Consider the following 14836-nt stretch of genomic DNA (forward strand, 5'->3'; position numbering starts at 1 on the left):
GACAATGATCATCCACTAGCAGGAACTTTGATCTTCACAATTTCTTCCCTCCCCCCCCCCCTCCCGTAAAGGTATGGTATTGTCAAAAGTGTATCCTCCACACTCACGGTTTTCCCTTGAGTTTCAACGGTTGAACGAAAAAAAAGCTTGCCACCCCCGTTGTTTTCGGCCATCATTGAGGTAACCACACACTCAACAGCCAAAACAAAGGAGTGACAAGCTTTGTTACCTCAATGATTAGCCTATTTGCTTCAAATCATCAAGACCCAATATCAAATCATTGTGTATTTGATGGGTGTGATATTGGGAAAATCCTTGAATCTCGAGGACTTGGACGAACCCATCCAAAAGCCGTACCGGAAACTTCAGGTCGATGACCTTCCCATCATCGATGTGCCGGAAACCCTTGATTACCGGAAGCTGTTGGCGGACTACGAAGCCCAGCACGGACGTCCTTTACGGCCCATCCAGCGCCGCGCGAATGCGAAACACCGTGTTCCGGATTCGTTGACCTGCCCTCGCTGCCAGGCTCCCTCTTCTTACCTGTACGCCAATAACGGCGGAAACGGGCAATACCAATGCAAAGTGTGCCAATGCCGGTTCAACCACCGAAATCGGTTCACCAAGCAAGCGGTCTTTCGCTGCCCGCACTGCAAAAAGACGCTGGAAAAAATCAAGGAACGCAAAGAATACAACATCTATAAGTGCAAGAACAACGATTGCCCGTTTTACCAGGCCAACCTTCGCCGGATGACGAAGAAGGAGCGCCAACAGTTTCAACAGGATCCTCAAGCCTTCAAGGTGCGGTATTTGTTTTGAGAGTTCTTGTTTGACTTTCTCCCGTTGGCTTCCTCGTCGCTCATCAAGCCGAAGGTCGATTTGTCCCGGCTGGCTGCGTCGCCGCACGTGTTGGGGCTCGTGTTGACGTACTACGTCAACTTTGGGATGTCCTCGAGGGAGACCGCCGCCGCCATGAAGGACATCCATGGCGTCTCGATCTCCCATCAGACGGTGCTCAACTACGCCAACAGCGTCGCGCTTTGGATCAAGCCCTTTGTCGACCGGTTCCCGTATGAGCTGTCCGGTTCGTTTTGCGGGGACGAGACGTATATTCGCGTCAAAGGGCGCTGGCATTACCTGTTCTTTATGTTTGACGCCGTCAAAAAGATCGTGCTGTCCTATCGCGTCTCGCCCAACCGGGATACGCTCTCGGCCATCAAGGCCATCGATGATGTCCTGAGGAAGCTGGCGTCCCTCCCAGACGACTTGTCGTTCGTCGTGGATGGCAACCCTATTTACCGGCTGGCGCAACACTTCTTTGCCCAGCACGGGATTTCGTTTGACGTCCGCCAGGTGATCGGCCTGACCAACGAAGATCCGGTCTCGGAAGAGTTTCGCCCTCTCAAGCAGATCATCGAGCGATTCAACCGGACCTTTAAAGGCAACTACCGCCCGACCCATGGGTTCGGTGCGGAAGAAGGCTCGGTGTCCTTTGTGACGCTGTTTGTGGCGTATTTCAACTTTCTGCGCCCGCATAGCGCGCTCGAAGGCCGGGTGCCGGTCGTCGTCCCGGAATTGGCGGATCTTCCGCATATGCCGGCCCGGTGGACGAAGCTGATCGCCATGGCACAAGCGTTTCTCCAACAAGAGGCGGCCTGACTTTTTTGTCCTCCGGAGCCCGTTGAACAGAACTCCTGCCGGATTCGGCGAAGCGAACCCTTGACCAACCGAACACCGCCAAAGGTAAAATTCGGTCATGGCAAGGGCGGCTTTCTTATTGCCTTCTTTTTTGTCCCCGTCGCCCTTGACGACTCTTCCGCACCTTTGGCGGGTGTTGGTCAAGGGCGAATCCGGCTCTCCACATGCCCAATGATGCTCAATGGGATGGCCTGTGTGGAGTTTTCATAGAACTTTTGACGCTACCCCCGTAAAACTCACATTTCGCACCCTGAATAAAAATTCGAAATAAGCCAAGTTTGACCGAATAAAAATTAATTATTTTACAATTTTTGTATAAAAAATTATTTTTATGCGCATATCCGGGTTGTTTTTTGTATATTATGCAAAGGTTGCGAAATATGAGGTAAAACATTGTGAGTGGCTGTTTATTTGGTTGAAACACGGGTTGCTGTGGAAAACGATGGAGTTTTACAGGGGGATGAACGATGTGCCGTTTTGTCCAATGAGGCCGTCTCTCTCAGCCTAATCCATTAACTAAAAATAGGTATTTTCCGCAATGAAATTTGCGGAAAATACGGATGTTTTTTCGATTTTATTTTGGTACAGTAAGGGTGAAGCCGGCCGGCTTGATAAGATAATGAATGAGGAGTTGTTTATTTTGAAAAAGGTAAAAGTATTAGCATTTTCACTCATCGGAGCATTGTCCATTTCTATAGCTACAGTATGCTTTGCTGCTGAAGGGGATGTGTTAACGGCAAAACAACAACAAGAAATCAAGGCCATTCAATCCTATCACCCAAGTATCAAGGGGATTGATCTTGAACATCCAGAAACTTGGAATCTTAAACAGAATGTAGGCATTCAAGTACCAGTTCAAAGTTCGGGAAAAGTGTCTTCAGGACAAGTTTCCACGTCATCAACAAGTACAGAATTTGTAGGGGCCAAGGGTTATACCTATGTAGTAGACGAAGGACTATATTATGAAGGCGTTCATGGTACAATTCCATATCAATTAACTCCAGTAGTAGTGGTTAATGCTTGGTTAGGAAAACAATCACCATCTGCTTCAGAAATTACATGGGTAGACAATCAGGAAGAGATAAAATATGCAACAAAGAGTGCTGCTGATGTTACAACAGGTACAAACAAAAAGGCAAAAGGTTCTGTAGGGACACTTATATATGGAGAAGCTGCTCATTCCATAACCTTTTTAACTGGAACTTATACTGCTACAACAAATGACGCCAAGATTATTGAATAATTATAATAATTAGAAAGAAGAGTTATTTCTCTTCTTTTCCGTTTATAGAAAGGTATTTGACTTATGACAATAAGTAATAAAACAGGATTTTTAATCATAATACTTTCAATGCTACTATCTTTTTTCATCACTTTGTATATCGTTAAAGGAAACCATCAGGAAACAGACGGGAGGCCGAAATTGAAACAAATATATAGCTATACAGACATAAGAGAAACTAGTATGACTACAAAGCTGGATTATATAGTTGACTCTAAAAAATTGTTATACACTGTAGATCAAGATGGCAAGTTTGAAGCAACTTATACTTTAAAACATAATACTAGAACCCCAGAGAAAATGGTTTTTTATATCTTAATGGAAAATACTAATACTCCAATTTCAGTCAAAATTAATGGAATACAGAAAAAGTACCATGTCATGAAAGTACCCAAAAAAGGAAAAGTCTCCGTTACTTTTACCATTAGCAATGTGCCTAAAGGTAATCATATTGTTTATTTATTTACTGAAATATATGAAGAGGATCTAAACAGTAAGAATCCAGTAGAAAAACACAATATTCAAACATTCATGTCTTTCTATTATTTCCAATTAAAAGGTAAGGAAGGAGTGACAAAGGCAATTTCTCAAAAATCTATTAAGCCAATTTCTGTTTTAAAAGCTGACGCTAAAAAAGACCATTCATTAAAACTATTTAAAGATGAAAAACTATCAAATGAAATATTAGATAGTATTACTAGAGGAATGTATTATCTATCATTTAATAACTCAGACGAGTTTAATATGAGAGCTAATATGTATGTTCTTAATGATTATGAAGTTCAAAACAATGACCCAAATTCAGTTGATATTGCCCCATTCACAAAAGCGGTTGTTCCTATTGACCTTTCAAATATCAAAAGCAATAACAGTATACGAATAATCATGATCGGAATCCCTGAAAAGAATAAGACTGAAGCGCCGTTTCCAGTAAGAGTTGCGTTTAGTACTATGCGTTTTCAAGTTTCACGGTAATGCAACACCCGTAGAAGATAGCGCTGAAAAAAGCAGAATCAAGCGATATAGAGGAGAAGAGTGATATGGGATGGCATTGGAGGGGAGCGCGAATTATAGGCACATGGCCATCTTACAACTCACATTTCGCACCCTAACAACGTCAAAACAAAGGATTTTTTATTTAGTTTTTCAGAATAACTTTTTGACCAACACAACGAGCGATGGCAATCCTTTTTTTACCATCGCTAGTCGTTCTGTATCATGTTAGACGTAGATGCTCTCATCCATGCCCAATCCCTGCAGAATCCTTCGCTGATCCGGGTTGAGGGAGCGATCGAGTGCGCGTTGGATGCGCCCGTCTGGCAGCTCCAGCAGGATGACGTTCACATATTGAAACAGCTGAAAAATCGCCTGTCCCGTTGGCCGGGTCAGCTTGCGGCCTCCCGCGCCCTTTAACGGGTGTTCGGGTGTGATGAACTGGCGCACCCGGCGCTGAAAAACGCGGTAAATCGCCAAGGCCAAGAGAAATAGATAGCCCAATACGGCAACTCGTTCTGGCTTTTTGACATAAATCTCATCCGTGAAAAACGGATCTTTCAAAAACGCGAAGTTCATTTCCACCGAGATTTGCCCTTTATACAGCTTCAAGATCTCTTGGGCATCCATTTGTTGGCCCTTCCATTCCTTCGGAACGGTCGTGACGAGGACAAACCGGGACGCTTTCCGTCTTGCCTGTTCCCATGCCGGTTGGTCGAATTCGACGTTTAGGCGAAGGGTGTACAGCGTCTCCGTCTCGGGTTCCGCCCCTTTTTTCGGCCGTCCGCGCCGTTTTTTCGGACGCACGATCTCTTCGACCGCGGCCTCCACTCGATGAAACCGAGGGCGAAGGGACGCCTTGAGGGACGTCAAGGCTTGTTCGGCGTCTTCGCGGCAGGAGAAGGGGTGGCGCTCCCAACGGACTTGTTCCTCGCGAAGAAGCTCCGCTTCTTTGACCCGCTCTTTTTCGAGCGTTTTTCCTTTGCGCTGGTCGAGCGCGCTCGATTCGACGACGATCAGCCGAACCGAGTGGCCTTCATAGGTCGAGGCCGTTTCCCATACCCGATGCGTGGCGCCGTTTCTCTCCGCTAGGGTAAAGGGTTCGCTCCACGGGATGTGAGGCGAATCGGCCTCCGCTAATGCCCGTTTCACGATCCGGAGCGACGAAGGGCCTCTGGTGATCAAAAAGGCATGGGCGGCTTTCGTCTGCGCCAAGGTGTCTTTCGTCATCGCGGCGGAATCGGCCACGTAAATCCATTCGTCGTCGAGGTGGGCTTGCTTCAGCTGTTCATGGACACGGGAAAGTACCTCGGGATTCCATGTTTTATCAGACAGGTTGCCGTCATGCACATCGCCGTAAAACGGGATGCCATCCTCGTTGCCGACCAGTCCGAAGCCGATTGGTTTTTGCCAACGATGATGGCGGTTATAGCCATGTGTGATCTGCAAAGCCTCTAACGAGGCCGATTCATACGCTCCGTAAACCGTCTTGTCCGTCGTATCGGCGTGAAAGGCTCGGAGGGAAAGGCCTTCTTTGCGATAAATGTGAATCAAGCAAGTGCTGATGACCTTGTGAATATCGGCCTCATACAAGCGGTCGAGATGACGGGCCAAGGCATCGTCGTTCAACCAGGAAGGCTGGAGACCGGGACGGATGAGTTTCTCCAGATCGATCTCCTGAGCCCATCGTTCTAAGTGAACCAGGGCTTGCCGGCCGTCAAATAGATTGTAAAGGATGGCCTGAACGGCATCGCTGACTCGCGTTTGGCATTGTGGATCGACGGGCACAAGATGGTCAATCAAGTGGGGGAGGTCCAGTTTTTTGACTAGAACACTTATTATATTCAAATAAGAATTGCGATAGACCCCTTTGACTTTAACATTCATGAGAGAAAAACTCCTTTACGTTCCTTGTGTGTCAAGGATTCATTCGACACCGGAATGAAAAAATCCTCCCGATTTTCGTCGGGAGGGTGCGAAATGTGAGGCACAAGACTTGACAATTTATCCTTTTAAAAAAGCCCGATATCGTTTGTAATATAGACTCGCATATCAAAGAAATCATCGTAGGCGACGGAGAAGCGCGTCAGCGCTATGTTCTCGTGTATAATCCCAGCGAAGCCGAGCGCCAACGCAAGGAACGGGAAACGTTGCTCGAATCGCTGAAAGAGGAGTTAGAGGGGCTTCGCCAACTCCCCAATGAAGCTCATCATAAGGCCACCTGCCGGCTGCGTTCCCCTCCGTCCTACGGAAAATACTTGCGTCAATTGAAGGATGGAACGCTTCGCATCGACAAGCAAGCGGTTCGTGAAGCGGAAAAGTACGATGGCAAATATTTCATCGGAACCTCCGATGACACCTTGTCTGCCGAGGATGTCGCCATAGGGTATAAGCAGTTGGTGGATATCGAGAAGGCCTTTCGGACGTTGAAATCAACACTCGAGCTGCGCCCTATGTATCATCGCTTGGAAGACCGCATCCGGGCGCATCTGCTGCTCAGTTGGTTGGCTCTCTTGCTGGGGGTTGTCCTAAAAGGTTGTTTGCCTTTCCACGAGGCACAACATACTGTTTTCTGAGTTGGTGTCATGCTTATATACAGGCGTGAGAGAAGGTGCCCCATAGCTTTTGGGACACCTTCTCATGAATCGTGGCCGGAAGTAAGAGACGAATGCGAACGTCTCATGCTTGGACATTTTTCTTCAAAAAACGGCGACCTTGATCAACGAACCGAACTGACGGCCAAACAAGCGCTATTCCTTGCGGCTCTAGGGCTGGAGCCTCCTCCGAAGATCCCAGGCATCCATCGTCGCACCTAGATACACGCTCGAAGTGTGCTCAAATGTCTCTCGTCCCTTTTGCATCAAGGGGCGAGAGGCATTTTGTTTGCCTAGTGACTGTCGAACTCGGGAAAAAGATTCTTGCTCTTATTCTGTACTATAAGTTATAATACAGTCAAATCACTTTAGGTGTAGCCCCATCGCATAGACAAGTTATCGAGAAGACATCATTATTTCTGTGCGGCCTTATTATGTTTATTGCAAAATAAAAATGCAGATATCTGCAGAGAATTTGGCTTAGGCCAACTTTACATGGAGAGGGGGGCGTGATAGCCTTTTTAGGCATAGCCAGCCCTTGATATTGCTGGCTTCCTGGCTTTTTAATCACGCCCCCCAGAGGCTCCATGTCAAGTTGTAATTCTCTGCACTTTTCGTCGCGAAACTCTGTATTTTTTCTTTGCAGAAAACACCTTATTATTTATTTTAAATGAATTGTGATCGGCTTGAGCCGGTGTAAAGGAGAGAAGGCTCGTTGTGTGGTGATGAAAACAAAACGAGGCGATGCCGAAAAACGGACACAGGTTGGCCGCATCGGGCATCGCCTGTTTTTACAAACGGGCGGTGTCTTGAATGATTGCAAGCAGCGTTTGCAGCGGATCGCTCGCGCCGGCTTTCTCCATGTTTTTTTGGTAGCGGTCTTTGTTTTCATATAGGCGGTGAATGGCGGCTTGCAGCGCTTCGTTCGTCAAGTCCTCTTCCATCAGCACTTCCGCATAGCCTGCTTTTTCAAACGAACGGGCGTTTAGGATTTGGTCGCCGCGGCTTGCCGCTTTCGAGAGCGGGATGAGCAGCATCGGCTTGCGCAAGGAGAGCAGTTCGAAAATGGCGTTCGCCCCGGCGCGGGAGACGACGATGTCGGCCAAGGCGAGTAAGTGGGGCAGCTCTTCGTTGACGTATTCGAACTGTTTGTATCCTTTTTGGCCTACGAGGCTTGGGTCGATGTTTCCTTTGCCGCAAATGTGGATGATGTCAAATTCGGCAAGAAGCGTCGATAGGTTGGCGCGCAAGGCGTCGTTAATTTTTTTCGAGCCTAAGCTGCCGCCCATCGCCAGCAAGACCGGTTTTTTTCCGTCGAACTGGCACATCTTCCTCCCTTGTTCGGCGTTGCCATCCTTCAACTCTTCGCGGACGACGGCGCCGACGTAGACGGCTTTATCGGCATTGACGTATTGCTTCGTTTCCGGGAAGGTGAGGCAGATTTTTGTCGCAAACGGCATGGCGATTTTGTTCGCAAGCCCCGGGGTTAAGTCAGATTCATGGATCACCGACGGCACACCGTTCAGCCAAGCGCCGAGAATGACGGGAACGGAGACGAATCCGCCTTTTGAGAAGACGACGTCCGGTTTTTCTTTTTGGATCAGGCGGTACGCCTGCCAAACGCCTTTCAGCACGTTGAATGGATCTTTAAAGTTTTTCCAGTCAAAATAGCGGCGCAGTTTTCCGGTCGAAACCGAATAGTACGGGACGCCGTCGATGCGGCCGATAATCTCCCGTTCAATCCCTTGATGAGATCCGATGTAAACGATATCCCATCCAAGCTCTTTCAATTTCGGGATGAGGGCGACGTTGACCATCACGTGGCCGGCTGTGCCGCCGCCGGTTAAGATGATTTTTTTTCGCAATGCGGATCACCTGTCTTTTTTTAATCGCTCGTGTATCGTTATGTATTATAGCAAATTCCACCGAGCTTCGGGAGGAAACCGAGCGGTGGCGCTTTTCGTATAGTAAGAAAACTGAACGGTCTGCATGAAATTTTCATGATTTTCTGTTCGATTTCTCATTTGTTTGTTATATGATAAAACATCTACAGCGTGATGATCTCGAATATATATAAGTTGGAATCAAGAATTTTCGATTTTTCGTTTCTGTTTTATCTCCATACAAGTCGACTTTGATATAACGTGGCGAACGATCGGCTGGATGTAAAACAAAATTAAAGTTCATTTTTCTATTTTCAGAGAGAAGAAATATTGGTAAAGTACAATCAAGAGGTGAATGCCATGTGGGCTTGGCTGTTCGTTTGTTTCATTGTGGGAATTGCCATTTATGGGATTGTACCGACGATCATCATTCGCAAAAAGCGGGTGCGTTTGTTTCGGGAGGGAACGGCATCCGATTGTCTGGCGCTGACGTTTGATGACGGCCCCGACCCGTATTATACGCCAAAGTTGCTTGATTTATTAAAGAAATATGGCGTGAAGGCGACGTTTTTCGTTGTCGGCCGCAAAGTCGAGCGCTATCCGGATATTGTGCGGCGGATGGCCGAAGAAGGCCATGAAATTGGGATTCATAATTACCGCCACATCAGCAATTGGCTGTTGCCGCCGCTTTGGTTGGATTGGGGGGTGCGCCGCGCCGCCGCGGCGATTGAGCGGGCGACGGGCCAACGCCCGGTGTATTACCGCCCGCCGTGGGGGCATTTTAACGCTTGGACGCCGATCGTGCAAAAGCGGTATACAACGGTGTTATGGTCGCATATTCTTGGCGATTGGAACGAAAAAATTGGTACAATGGAATTGTTCCGCCGCTTGCGTTCGTCCATACGCGGCGGGGCGGTGATTGTGCTTCATGACAATGGGGATGCGTTGGGTGCTGACAAACGCGCGCCAGAGCAAATGTTGTCCGCGCTCGAGCTGCTGTTTAAGGATGAAGCAGCGAAAAAGATGCGTTGGGTGACGATTACGGAACTGAGAAATGTGCAAACTAATACACAAATCTCGGCGATGTAGTGGGGGAGCTATGGATACAAGCGTATGGTTGCCGTATGTCCAGTCATATGGATATGTGATGCTGTTTTTATTTTTATTTTGCGGCATTGTCGGCATTCCGGCGCCGGAGGAAAGCTTGCTCTTTTTGGTCGGCGTGATGGTTGCCAAGGAGCAGTTGCTGCTTGGACCGTCGCTCGCTTCATGCTGGGGCGGGGCGATGGCCGGCATGGTGACGGCATACGGCGCCGGCCGGTGGTGGGGGGCGCCGTTTGTGCAAAAGTACGGCAAGTGCGTCGGAATTACGGCTGAACGTTGGGAGCGGGCTCGCCGATGGTTTGGCCGCTATGGCAAATGGGGGATTTTATTCGGCTGCTATGCTCCCGGGGTGCGGCAAATTTGCCCGTATATGGCGGGAGTGAGCCGGTTTCCGTTCGGGCCGTTTTTGTTGCTGTCGGCGCTTGGAACGGCAGGTTGGGCCGTTCCGTTGACCGCGGCGGGGCTTTGGCTCGGCCAGCGCATCCATATCCCCCTGATTTCTTTTCCGCTTGCCGGTTTGGCGTTGTTTTTGCTTTTTTTGCTTGCGGCATGGGTTGGGCAGCGGAGGCGCAAAAAATCTTTCGAAAGCTAAAGGGTGCGATCGATGATGAAAGTATTGTTTTTGCCGCTGTTTCAAATGAATACGGGACACCATAAAGTAGCCGATACGTTGATGGATTTTTTGCGCCGCCAGTTTCCGGCGGTCGAAAGCAAAAAGATCGATTTTTTGAGCTATTGCAATGAACTGATGGAAAAAATGGTGTCAGAGGCCTACTTGCGCTGGATTCGCTCGCATCCTGCTTCGTACCACCGTGTGTACAAAAGGCTGATGTACCAAGAGCCGCCCCGGTTTGAGTTCATTTCGTTTGAGCCATGGCTGCCTTATTTTGAAAGCAAAATGAAAAAGATGGTGGAAGAAGAACAGCCGGATTTAATCGTCTGCACCCATTCGTTTCCGTCGCGCATTTTGCAGCGGCTGAAGCGAAAACGGGTGCTGACGGTTCCAGTTGTCAATGTCTACACCGACTTTTTTATGAACAGCATCTGGGGGAAACGGTTTATTGACTATCATTTTGTTCCCCATCAAGAGGCGAAATGGGAGCTGATCACGAAGTACGGGGTTGACAAAGGACGCATCATCGTCACTGGCATCCCAGTGCACGATGTGTTTATGAATCGGTCGGAAGCGAGACGCAAGCGGCAGCCTGCTCATGTGCTTGTCGCCGGTGGAAACCAAGGGCTTGGCAATATGCTGGCGTTTTTGCGGGCGGCCCGCACGTCAACGTTGTTTCGCTATTCGGTGCTGTGCGGCGCCAATCGCCAGCTGTACGAGGAAATCGCCAGCTGGCAGCTGCCTCATATCCGGCCGCTTCCATACATCGCTGACCCGGAAGAGATGAATCGGCTGTATGAAGAGGCGGATGCCGTCATTACGAAACCAGGCGGGGTGACGGTCAGCGAGTTGCTTCATAAGCGCATTCCGATTTTTACGATCGATTGCTTGCCTGGGCAGGAGCGCATCAATTTGCAATATTTACAGCAAAATGGTCTCATTTATCATTTGGTCGGGCCAGAAAGCGGCGAGCAGCACATGCTTCGCTTGTTGATGGATGATGTGGAGAAAAACCGGTTTTTCCGCCGTGTGTCCGATTATTTTGCCGGCGTGGAAAAAACGGGGCAAGAAGCGCTCGCCGAAGTGGTAGCGGCCATGCCGCAACGCATGGCTTGGCGCGTGTTGCATCCGTAGCGACAGAAGGTGTCCCAAAACGGTCGGGGCACCTTTTCTTATTCCTGTATATACGTGTAAAACAAATGCTGGAAAACGATATGTTGTGCTTTGTTGAAAGAAGAACCACCTTTTTAGACACCCTCACTTTTTTGTTCCTTATCGCTTATGGGGGGTGGCGAAACAACCTGCATCGTACATATAAAATATCAGACCGTTGGGCGCGAAACGTGTTACAATAGGAACGATGGCCAAGGAAAGAGGAGGAACGATGATGAAAACGAGAGTTGGCGTGTTATACGGCGGCAAATCACCGGAGCACCAAGTATCGTTGTCGACGGCGATGGCGGTGATGAACGCCATTGATCCTCATAAATTCGATGTCATTCCGATTTATATTACACCGGAAGGTCAATGGATCAAGGGCGAACAACTGACCGGACCGATCGAGGAAATCAAGCAGCTGCAATTCACTTCGGCGGCGACCGCCTTGATTCCGGTTTCCTTGAACCAAGTTCCGGCTGCCGATTCGGCTGCGGGAGGAAACGAGGAAACGATCGATGTCATTTTCCCGCTTTTGCATGGGCCGAACGGTGAAGACGGAACGGTGCAAGGGTTGCTTGAGATATTGAACATTCCGTATGTCGGCAACGGGGTGCTTGCTTCCGCGGTCGGCATGGATAAGGTGATGATGAAAAACTTGTTTACGCAGGCCGGGTTGCGCCAAGCAAAATATATCGCCGTGACGAAGTACGATTGGCAAAAAAGCGGCGAGACGGTGTATGACCGGATCGAACGAGAGCTTGGCTACCCGTGCTTTGTCAAGCCAGCCAACGCCGGTTCGAGCGTCGGCATTTCCAAATGCAAGCAGCGCGGCGATTTAAAAGCCGCATTTATCGAGGCATTTCAGTATGACCGAAAAATTATTATTGAAGAGGCGATTGTCGGCCGCGAAATTGAAATCGGCGTGATCGGAAATGATGAGCCGATTTGTTCGGTCGTTGGCGAAATTGTTCCCAAAAAGGAATTTTACGACTATGAAGCGAAATACGAAGACGGGCAAACCGAATTGATCATCCCAGCGGACGTAACGAAAGAACAGTATGAGACGATCAAACAAATGGCCATTACGGCGTTTCAGGCGCTGGATTTGTCTGGACTTGCGCGCGTCGATTTTTTCCTCGCCGAAGATGGCGCTGTTTATATCAACGAAGTGAACACGATGCCAGGCTTTACGCCATACAGCATGTTCCCGCTTCTTTGGCAGCACAGCGGTGTGCCGTACCCGGAGCTGATTGAACGGCTTATCGCGCTCGCATTGGAACGACATCAAGAAAAGCAGACGATCACGTACACGTTCAAAAAAGAAAAGAGGTGAGAGCCGATGATCAAACGGACAGTGCGGCAAATCGCCGAAATGGCTGACGGACAGTGTTTAAAGCCGGAATGGGAGAATATGGTCGTAAGCGGTGTGTCAACCGACACAAGGACGATCCAAGCCGGCAACTTGTACGTTCCGTTGCGCGGTGCGACCTTTAACGGCCACGATTTCGTGCAAGAAGCGGCGCAAAAAGGAGCTGTCGCCGTACTCTGGGCGGAAAGGGAAGGAACGCCGCCGGAAGGTGTGCCAGTGGTCGTTGTGGATGATACGCTTTTGGCATTGCAGCGGCTCGCCGCCCGCTACCGCGAGCAGCTTGGACTGAAGGTGATCGGCGTCACTGGCAGCAACGGCAAAACGACGACGAAAGATATGATTGCCGCGCTGCTTTCAACCCACTATCGAGTGCAAAAGACGGAAGGGAACTTGAACAATCACATCGGCGTGCCGCTGACGCTTCTTTCGCTTGACGAAGGGACGGAGATGGCCGTTGTGGAAATGGGGATGAGCGGGTTTGGCGAAATCGAGCGGCTGACCATGATCGCCCGTCCGGACGCAGCGGTCATCACGAATATCGGAGAAGCACACTTGCAGGAGCTCGGGTCGCGGGAAGGCATCGCCAAGGCGAAGTTGGAAATTTTGGCGGGTTTGCATCATGACGGGCTATTCGTCTACCATGGCGATGAGCCGCTCTTGACGGAGCGCGTGCCGAAGCTGTCGCTTCCCCGCCATGTCGTGACGTTCGGGGCGGGCGAACAGAACGATTACTATCCGACCGATGTGCGCATTGAAGCGGGAGGAACATCGTTTGTCATCAATGCGCTCCCCGGCCGGACGCTGTTTATGCCGGTATTAGGCAAGCATCATGTGTACAACGCGCTCGCCGCCATTGCGGTCGCCCGCTTTTTCGGCATCGATTGGGAAGGCATTGATGCGGCCCTCTCCCGTCTGCAAGTGACGCGCATGCGTACGGAAGTCGTCAAGACGAAATATGGCTTTACCGTCATTAATGACGCCTACAATGCTAGCCCGACATCGATGCGCGCCGCCTTGATGCTTCTTCAAGAATTGAGCGGTTATCGGCAAAAAATCGCCGTATTGGGCGATATGCTGGAGCTTGGCGACGAAGAGGTGGCGTTTCATCGAGAGATCGGGGAGGTGTTGCGGCCGGGAATGGTGGACTATGTGTTCACTTACGGGCCGCTGGCGCACCATATCGCCGCGGCGGCCGCCCCATTTTTTGATGATGGACGGGTGAGGGAGTTTGACGATAAAGCAGCGTTGGCCGAGGCTGTGCGTTCCGTCGCGACTTCGGATGACATTGTTTTATTGAAAGCATCGCGCGGCATGAAATTGGAAGAGTTGCTTCGATATTGGGTGTAACATCAAGCAACCCGAGAGAAACGAAAAGCGGCGTCACAGGCGCCGCTTCTCATTCGGGCGGGGGTGGAAATGATGATCGGCTGTTTATGTATTCACGGGTTTACGGGAAGTCCAGAAGAAGTGGCGCCGCTGGCCGATTATTTGCGGGAGCGGACCGATTGGATGATCGAAACGCCGACCTTGCCGGGCCACGGAAGCGAACTGCGGTTGAAAGGAATTACATACGACCAATGGATCGCGGCGGCGGAACAAGCGTTTTTAGCGCTCCATCACCGTTGCAGTGTGGTGTATGTCATTGGGTTTTCAATGGGTGGAGTGATCGCCGTCTACTTGGCGGAAAAATACCCGGTCGCCAAACTCGTGCTGCTAAGCGTTGCGTTTTACTATGTCAACCCGCGCCAATTATGGCGCGACATCCGCGAGATGTTTGCCAATGGATGGAAAGGAGCGCGGGAGCACCCACTGTTTCTCCGCTATCGAAACAAAATGATGGCGACCCCGTTTTCAGCTGTCAGGGAGTTTCGCAAACTCGTTCGCGATGTGCGTCCCCGACTTCCGCGCGTCGCGGCACCCGCGCTCATTGTGCAAGGAGAAAAAGATGGGATCGTGCCGCTAAAAAGCGCCTATTATTTATATGAGCAGATTGGATCGGCGGAAAAAAAGCTGTTGCTTTTGCCCAATTCGTTCCATCATGTTTGTCATAGCATCGATCGGCACGTTCTGTTTGCTGAGGTGGAAACATTTTTGCGCGCTGCCCATGCCCATCATTGCAAATCACCGCATAACATGGTATGA

Annotated in this window: 10 protein-coding genes and 2 pseudogenes; 10 read left to right on the plus strand and 2 right to left on the minus strand. The window is 49.7% G+C overall.

Going from position 1 to position 14836, the window contains the following annotated elements; all coding sequences use genetic code 11:
* Nucleotides 1–246 precede the first annotated feature (246 nt).
* The 3 genes and pseudogenes from GYMC52_RS20255 to GYMC52_RS01195 all read left to right on the plus strand — a co-directional run bounded on the left by GYMC52_RS20255 (nucleotide 247) and on the right by GYMC52_RS01195 (nucleotide 3955).
* A pseudogene (locus tag GYMC52_RS20255) lies at nucleotides 247–1659 on the plus strand (DDE-type integrase/transposase/recombinase).
* Between the two features lie 577 nt (nucleotides 1660–2236).
* Nucleotides 2237–2941 (plus strand): hypothetical protein, encoded by a 705-nt coding sequence (locus tag GYMC52_RS01190; RefSeq protein ID WP_230982725.1) that lies wholly within the window; start codon nucleotides 2237–2239, stop codon nucleotides 2939–2941.
* Nucleotides 2942–3163: 222 nt separating this feature from the next.
* On the plus strand, nucleotides 3164–3955 hold the full coding sequence (locus GYMC52_RS01195; RefSeq protein WP_230982726.1) for a hypothetical protein: 792 nt from the start codon (nucleotides 3164–3166) through the stop codon (nucleotides 3953–3955).
* Between the two features lie 246 nt (nucleotides 3956–4201).
* Here GYMC52_RS01195 and GYMC52_RS01200 read toward each other — a convergent pair whose 3' ends face one another.
* Nucleotides 4202–5860 carry an IS1634 family transposase gene (locus GYMC52_RS01200; RefSeq protein ID WP_013522793.1) on the minus strand — a complete coding sequence of 553 codons (1659 nt, stop codon included), beginning with the start codon at nucleotides 5858–5860 and terminating at the stop codon, nucleotides 4202–4204.
* Between the two features lie 161 nt (nucleotides 5861–6021).
* Here GYMC52_RS01200 and GYMC52_RS18160 point away from each other — a divergent pair.
* Nucleotides 6022–6720, plus strand: a pseudogene (locus tag GYMC52_RS18160) (IS1634 family transposase); the annotation flags it as partial.
* Between the two features lie 638 nt (nucleotides 6721–7358).
* Here the strand turns inward: GYMC52_RS18160 and GYMC52_RS01210 are convergent.
* Complete coding sequence (locus tag GYMC52_RS01210; protein ID WP_013522794.1) at nucleotides 7359–8432, minus strand: undecaprenyldiphospho-muramoylpentapeptide beta-N-acetylglucosaminyltransferase; 1074 nt, start codon at nucleotides 8430–8432, stop codon at nucleotides 7359–7361.
* Nucleotides 8433–8810: 378 nt separating this feature from the next.
* On the opposite strand from GYMC52_RS01210, the gene GYMC52_RS01215 reads away from it, so the two are divergent.
* The 6 genes from GYMC52_RS01215 (at nucleotide 8811) to GYMC52_RS01240 (ending at nucleotide 14836) form a co-directional block, all read left to right on the plus strand.
* Complete coding sequence (locus GYMC52_RS01215) at nucleotides 8811–9539, plus strand: polysaccharide deacetylase family protein (protein ID WP_013144037.1); 729 nt, start codon at nucleotides 8811–8813, stop codon at nucleotides 9537–9539.
* Nucleotides 9540–9549: 10 nt separating this feature from the next.
* Complete coding sequence (locus GYMC52_RS01220) at nucleotides 9550–10146, plus strand: DedA family protein (protein ID WP_013522795.1); 597 nt, start codon at nucleotides 9550–9552, stop codon at nucleotides 10144–10146.
* 12 nt (nucleotides 10147–10158) lie between these two features.
* Nucleotides 10159–11301: an MGDG synthase family glycosyltransferase gene (locus GYMC52_RS01225; RefSeq protein WP_013144038.1), complete on the plus strand. Its 1143-nt coding sequence runs from the start codon at nucleotides 10159–10161 to the stop codon at nucleotides 11299–11301.
* A 253-nt stretch (nucleotides 11302–11554) separates the two neighbouring features.
* Nucleotides 11555–12658, plus strand: a complete 1104-nt coding sequence (locus GYMC52_RS01230; RefSeq protein ID WP_013522796.1) for a D-alanine--D-alanine ligase — start codon at nucleotides 11555–11557, stop codon at nucleotides 12656–12658.
* 6 nt (nucleotides 12659–12664) lie between these two features.
* Entirely contained in the window at nucleotides 12665–14041 is a 1377-nt protein-coding gene (locus GYMC52_RS01235; RefSeq protein WP_013522797.1) for a UDP-N-acetylmuramoyl-tripeptide--D-alanyl-D-alanine ligase, read from the plus strand.
* 72 nt (nucleotides 14042–14113) lie between these two features.
* Entirely contained in the window at nucleotides 14114–14836 is a 723-nt protein-coding gene (locus GYMC52_RS01240) for an alpha/beta hydrolase (RefSeq protein ID WP_013522798.1), read from the plus strand.

The sequence above is a fragment of the Geobacillus sp. Y412MC52 genome (assembly GCF_000174795.2).
In the GTDB taxonomy this organism is placed as follows: Bacteria; Bacillota; Bacilli; order Bacillales; family Anoxybacillaceae; genus Geobacillus; species Geobacillus thermoleovorans.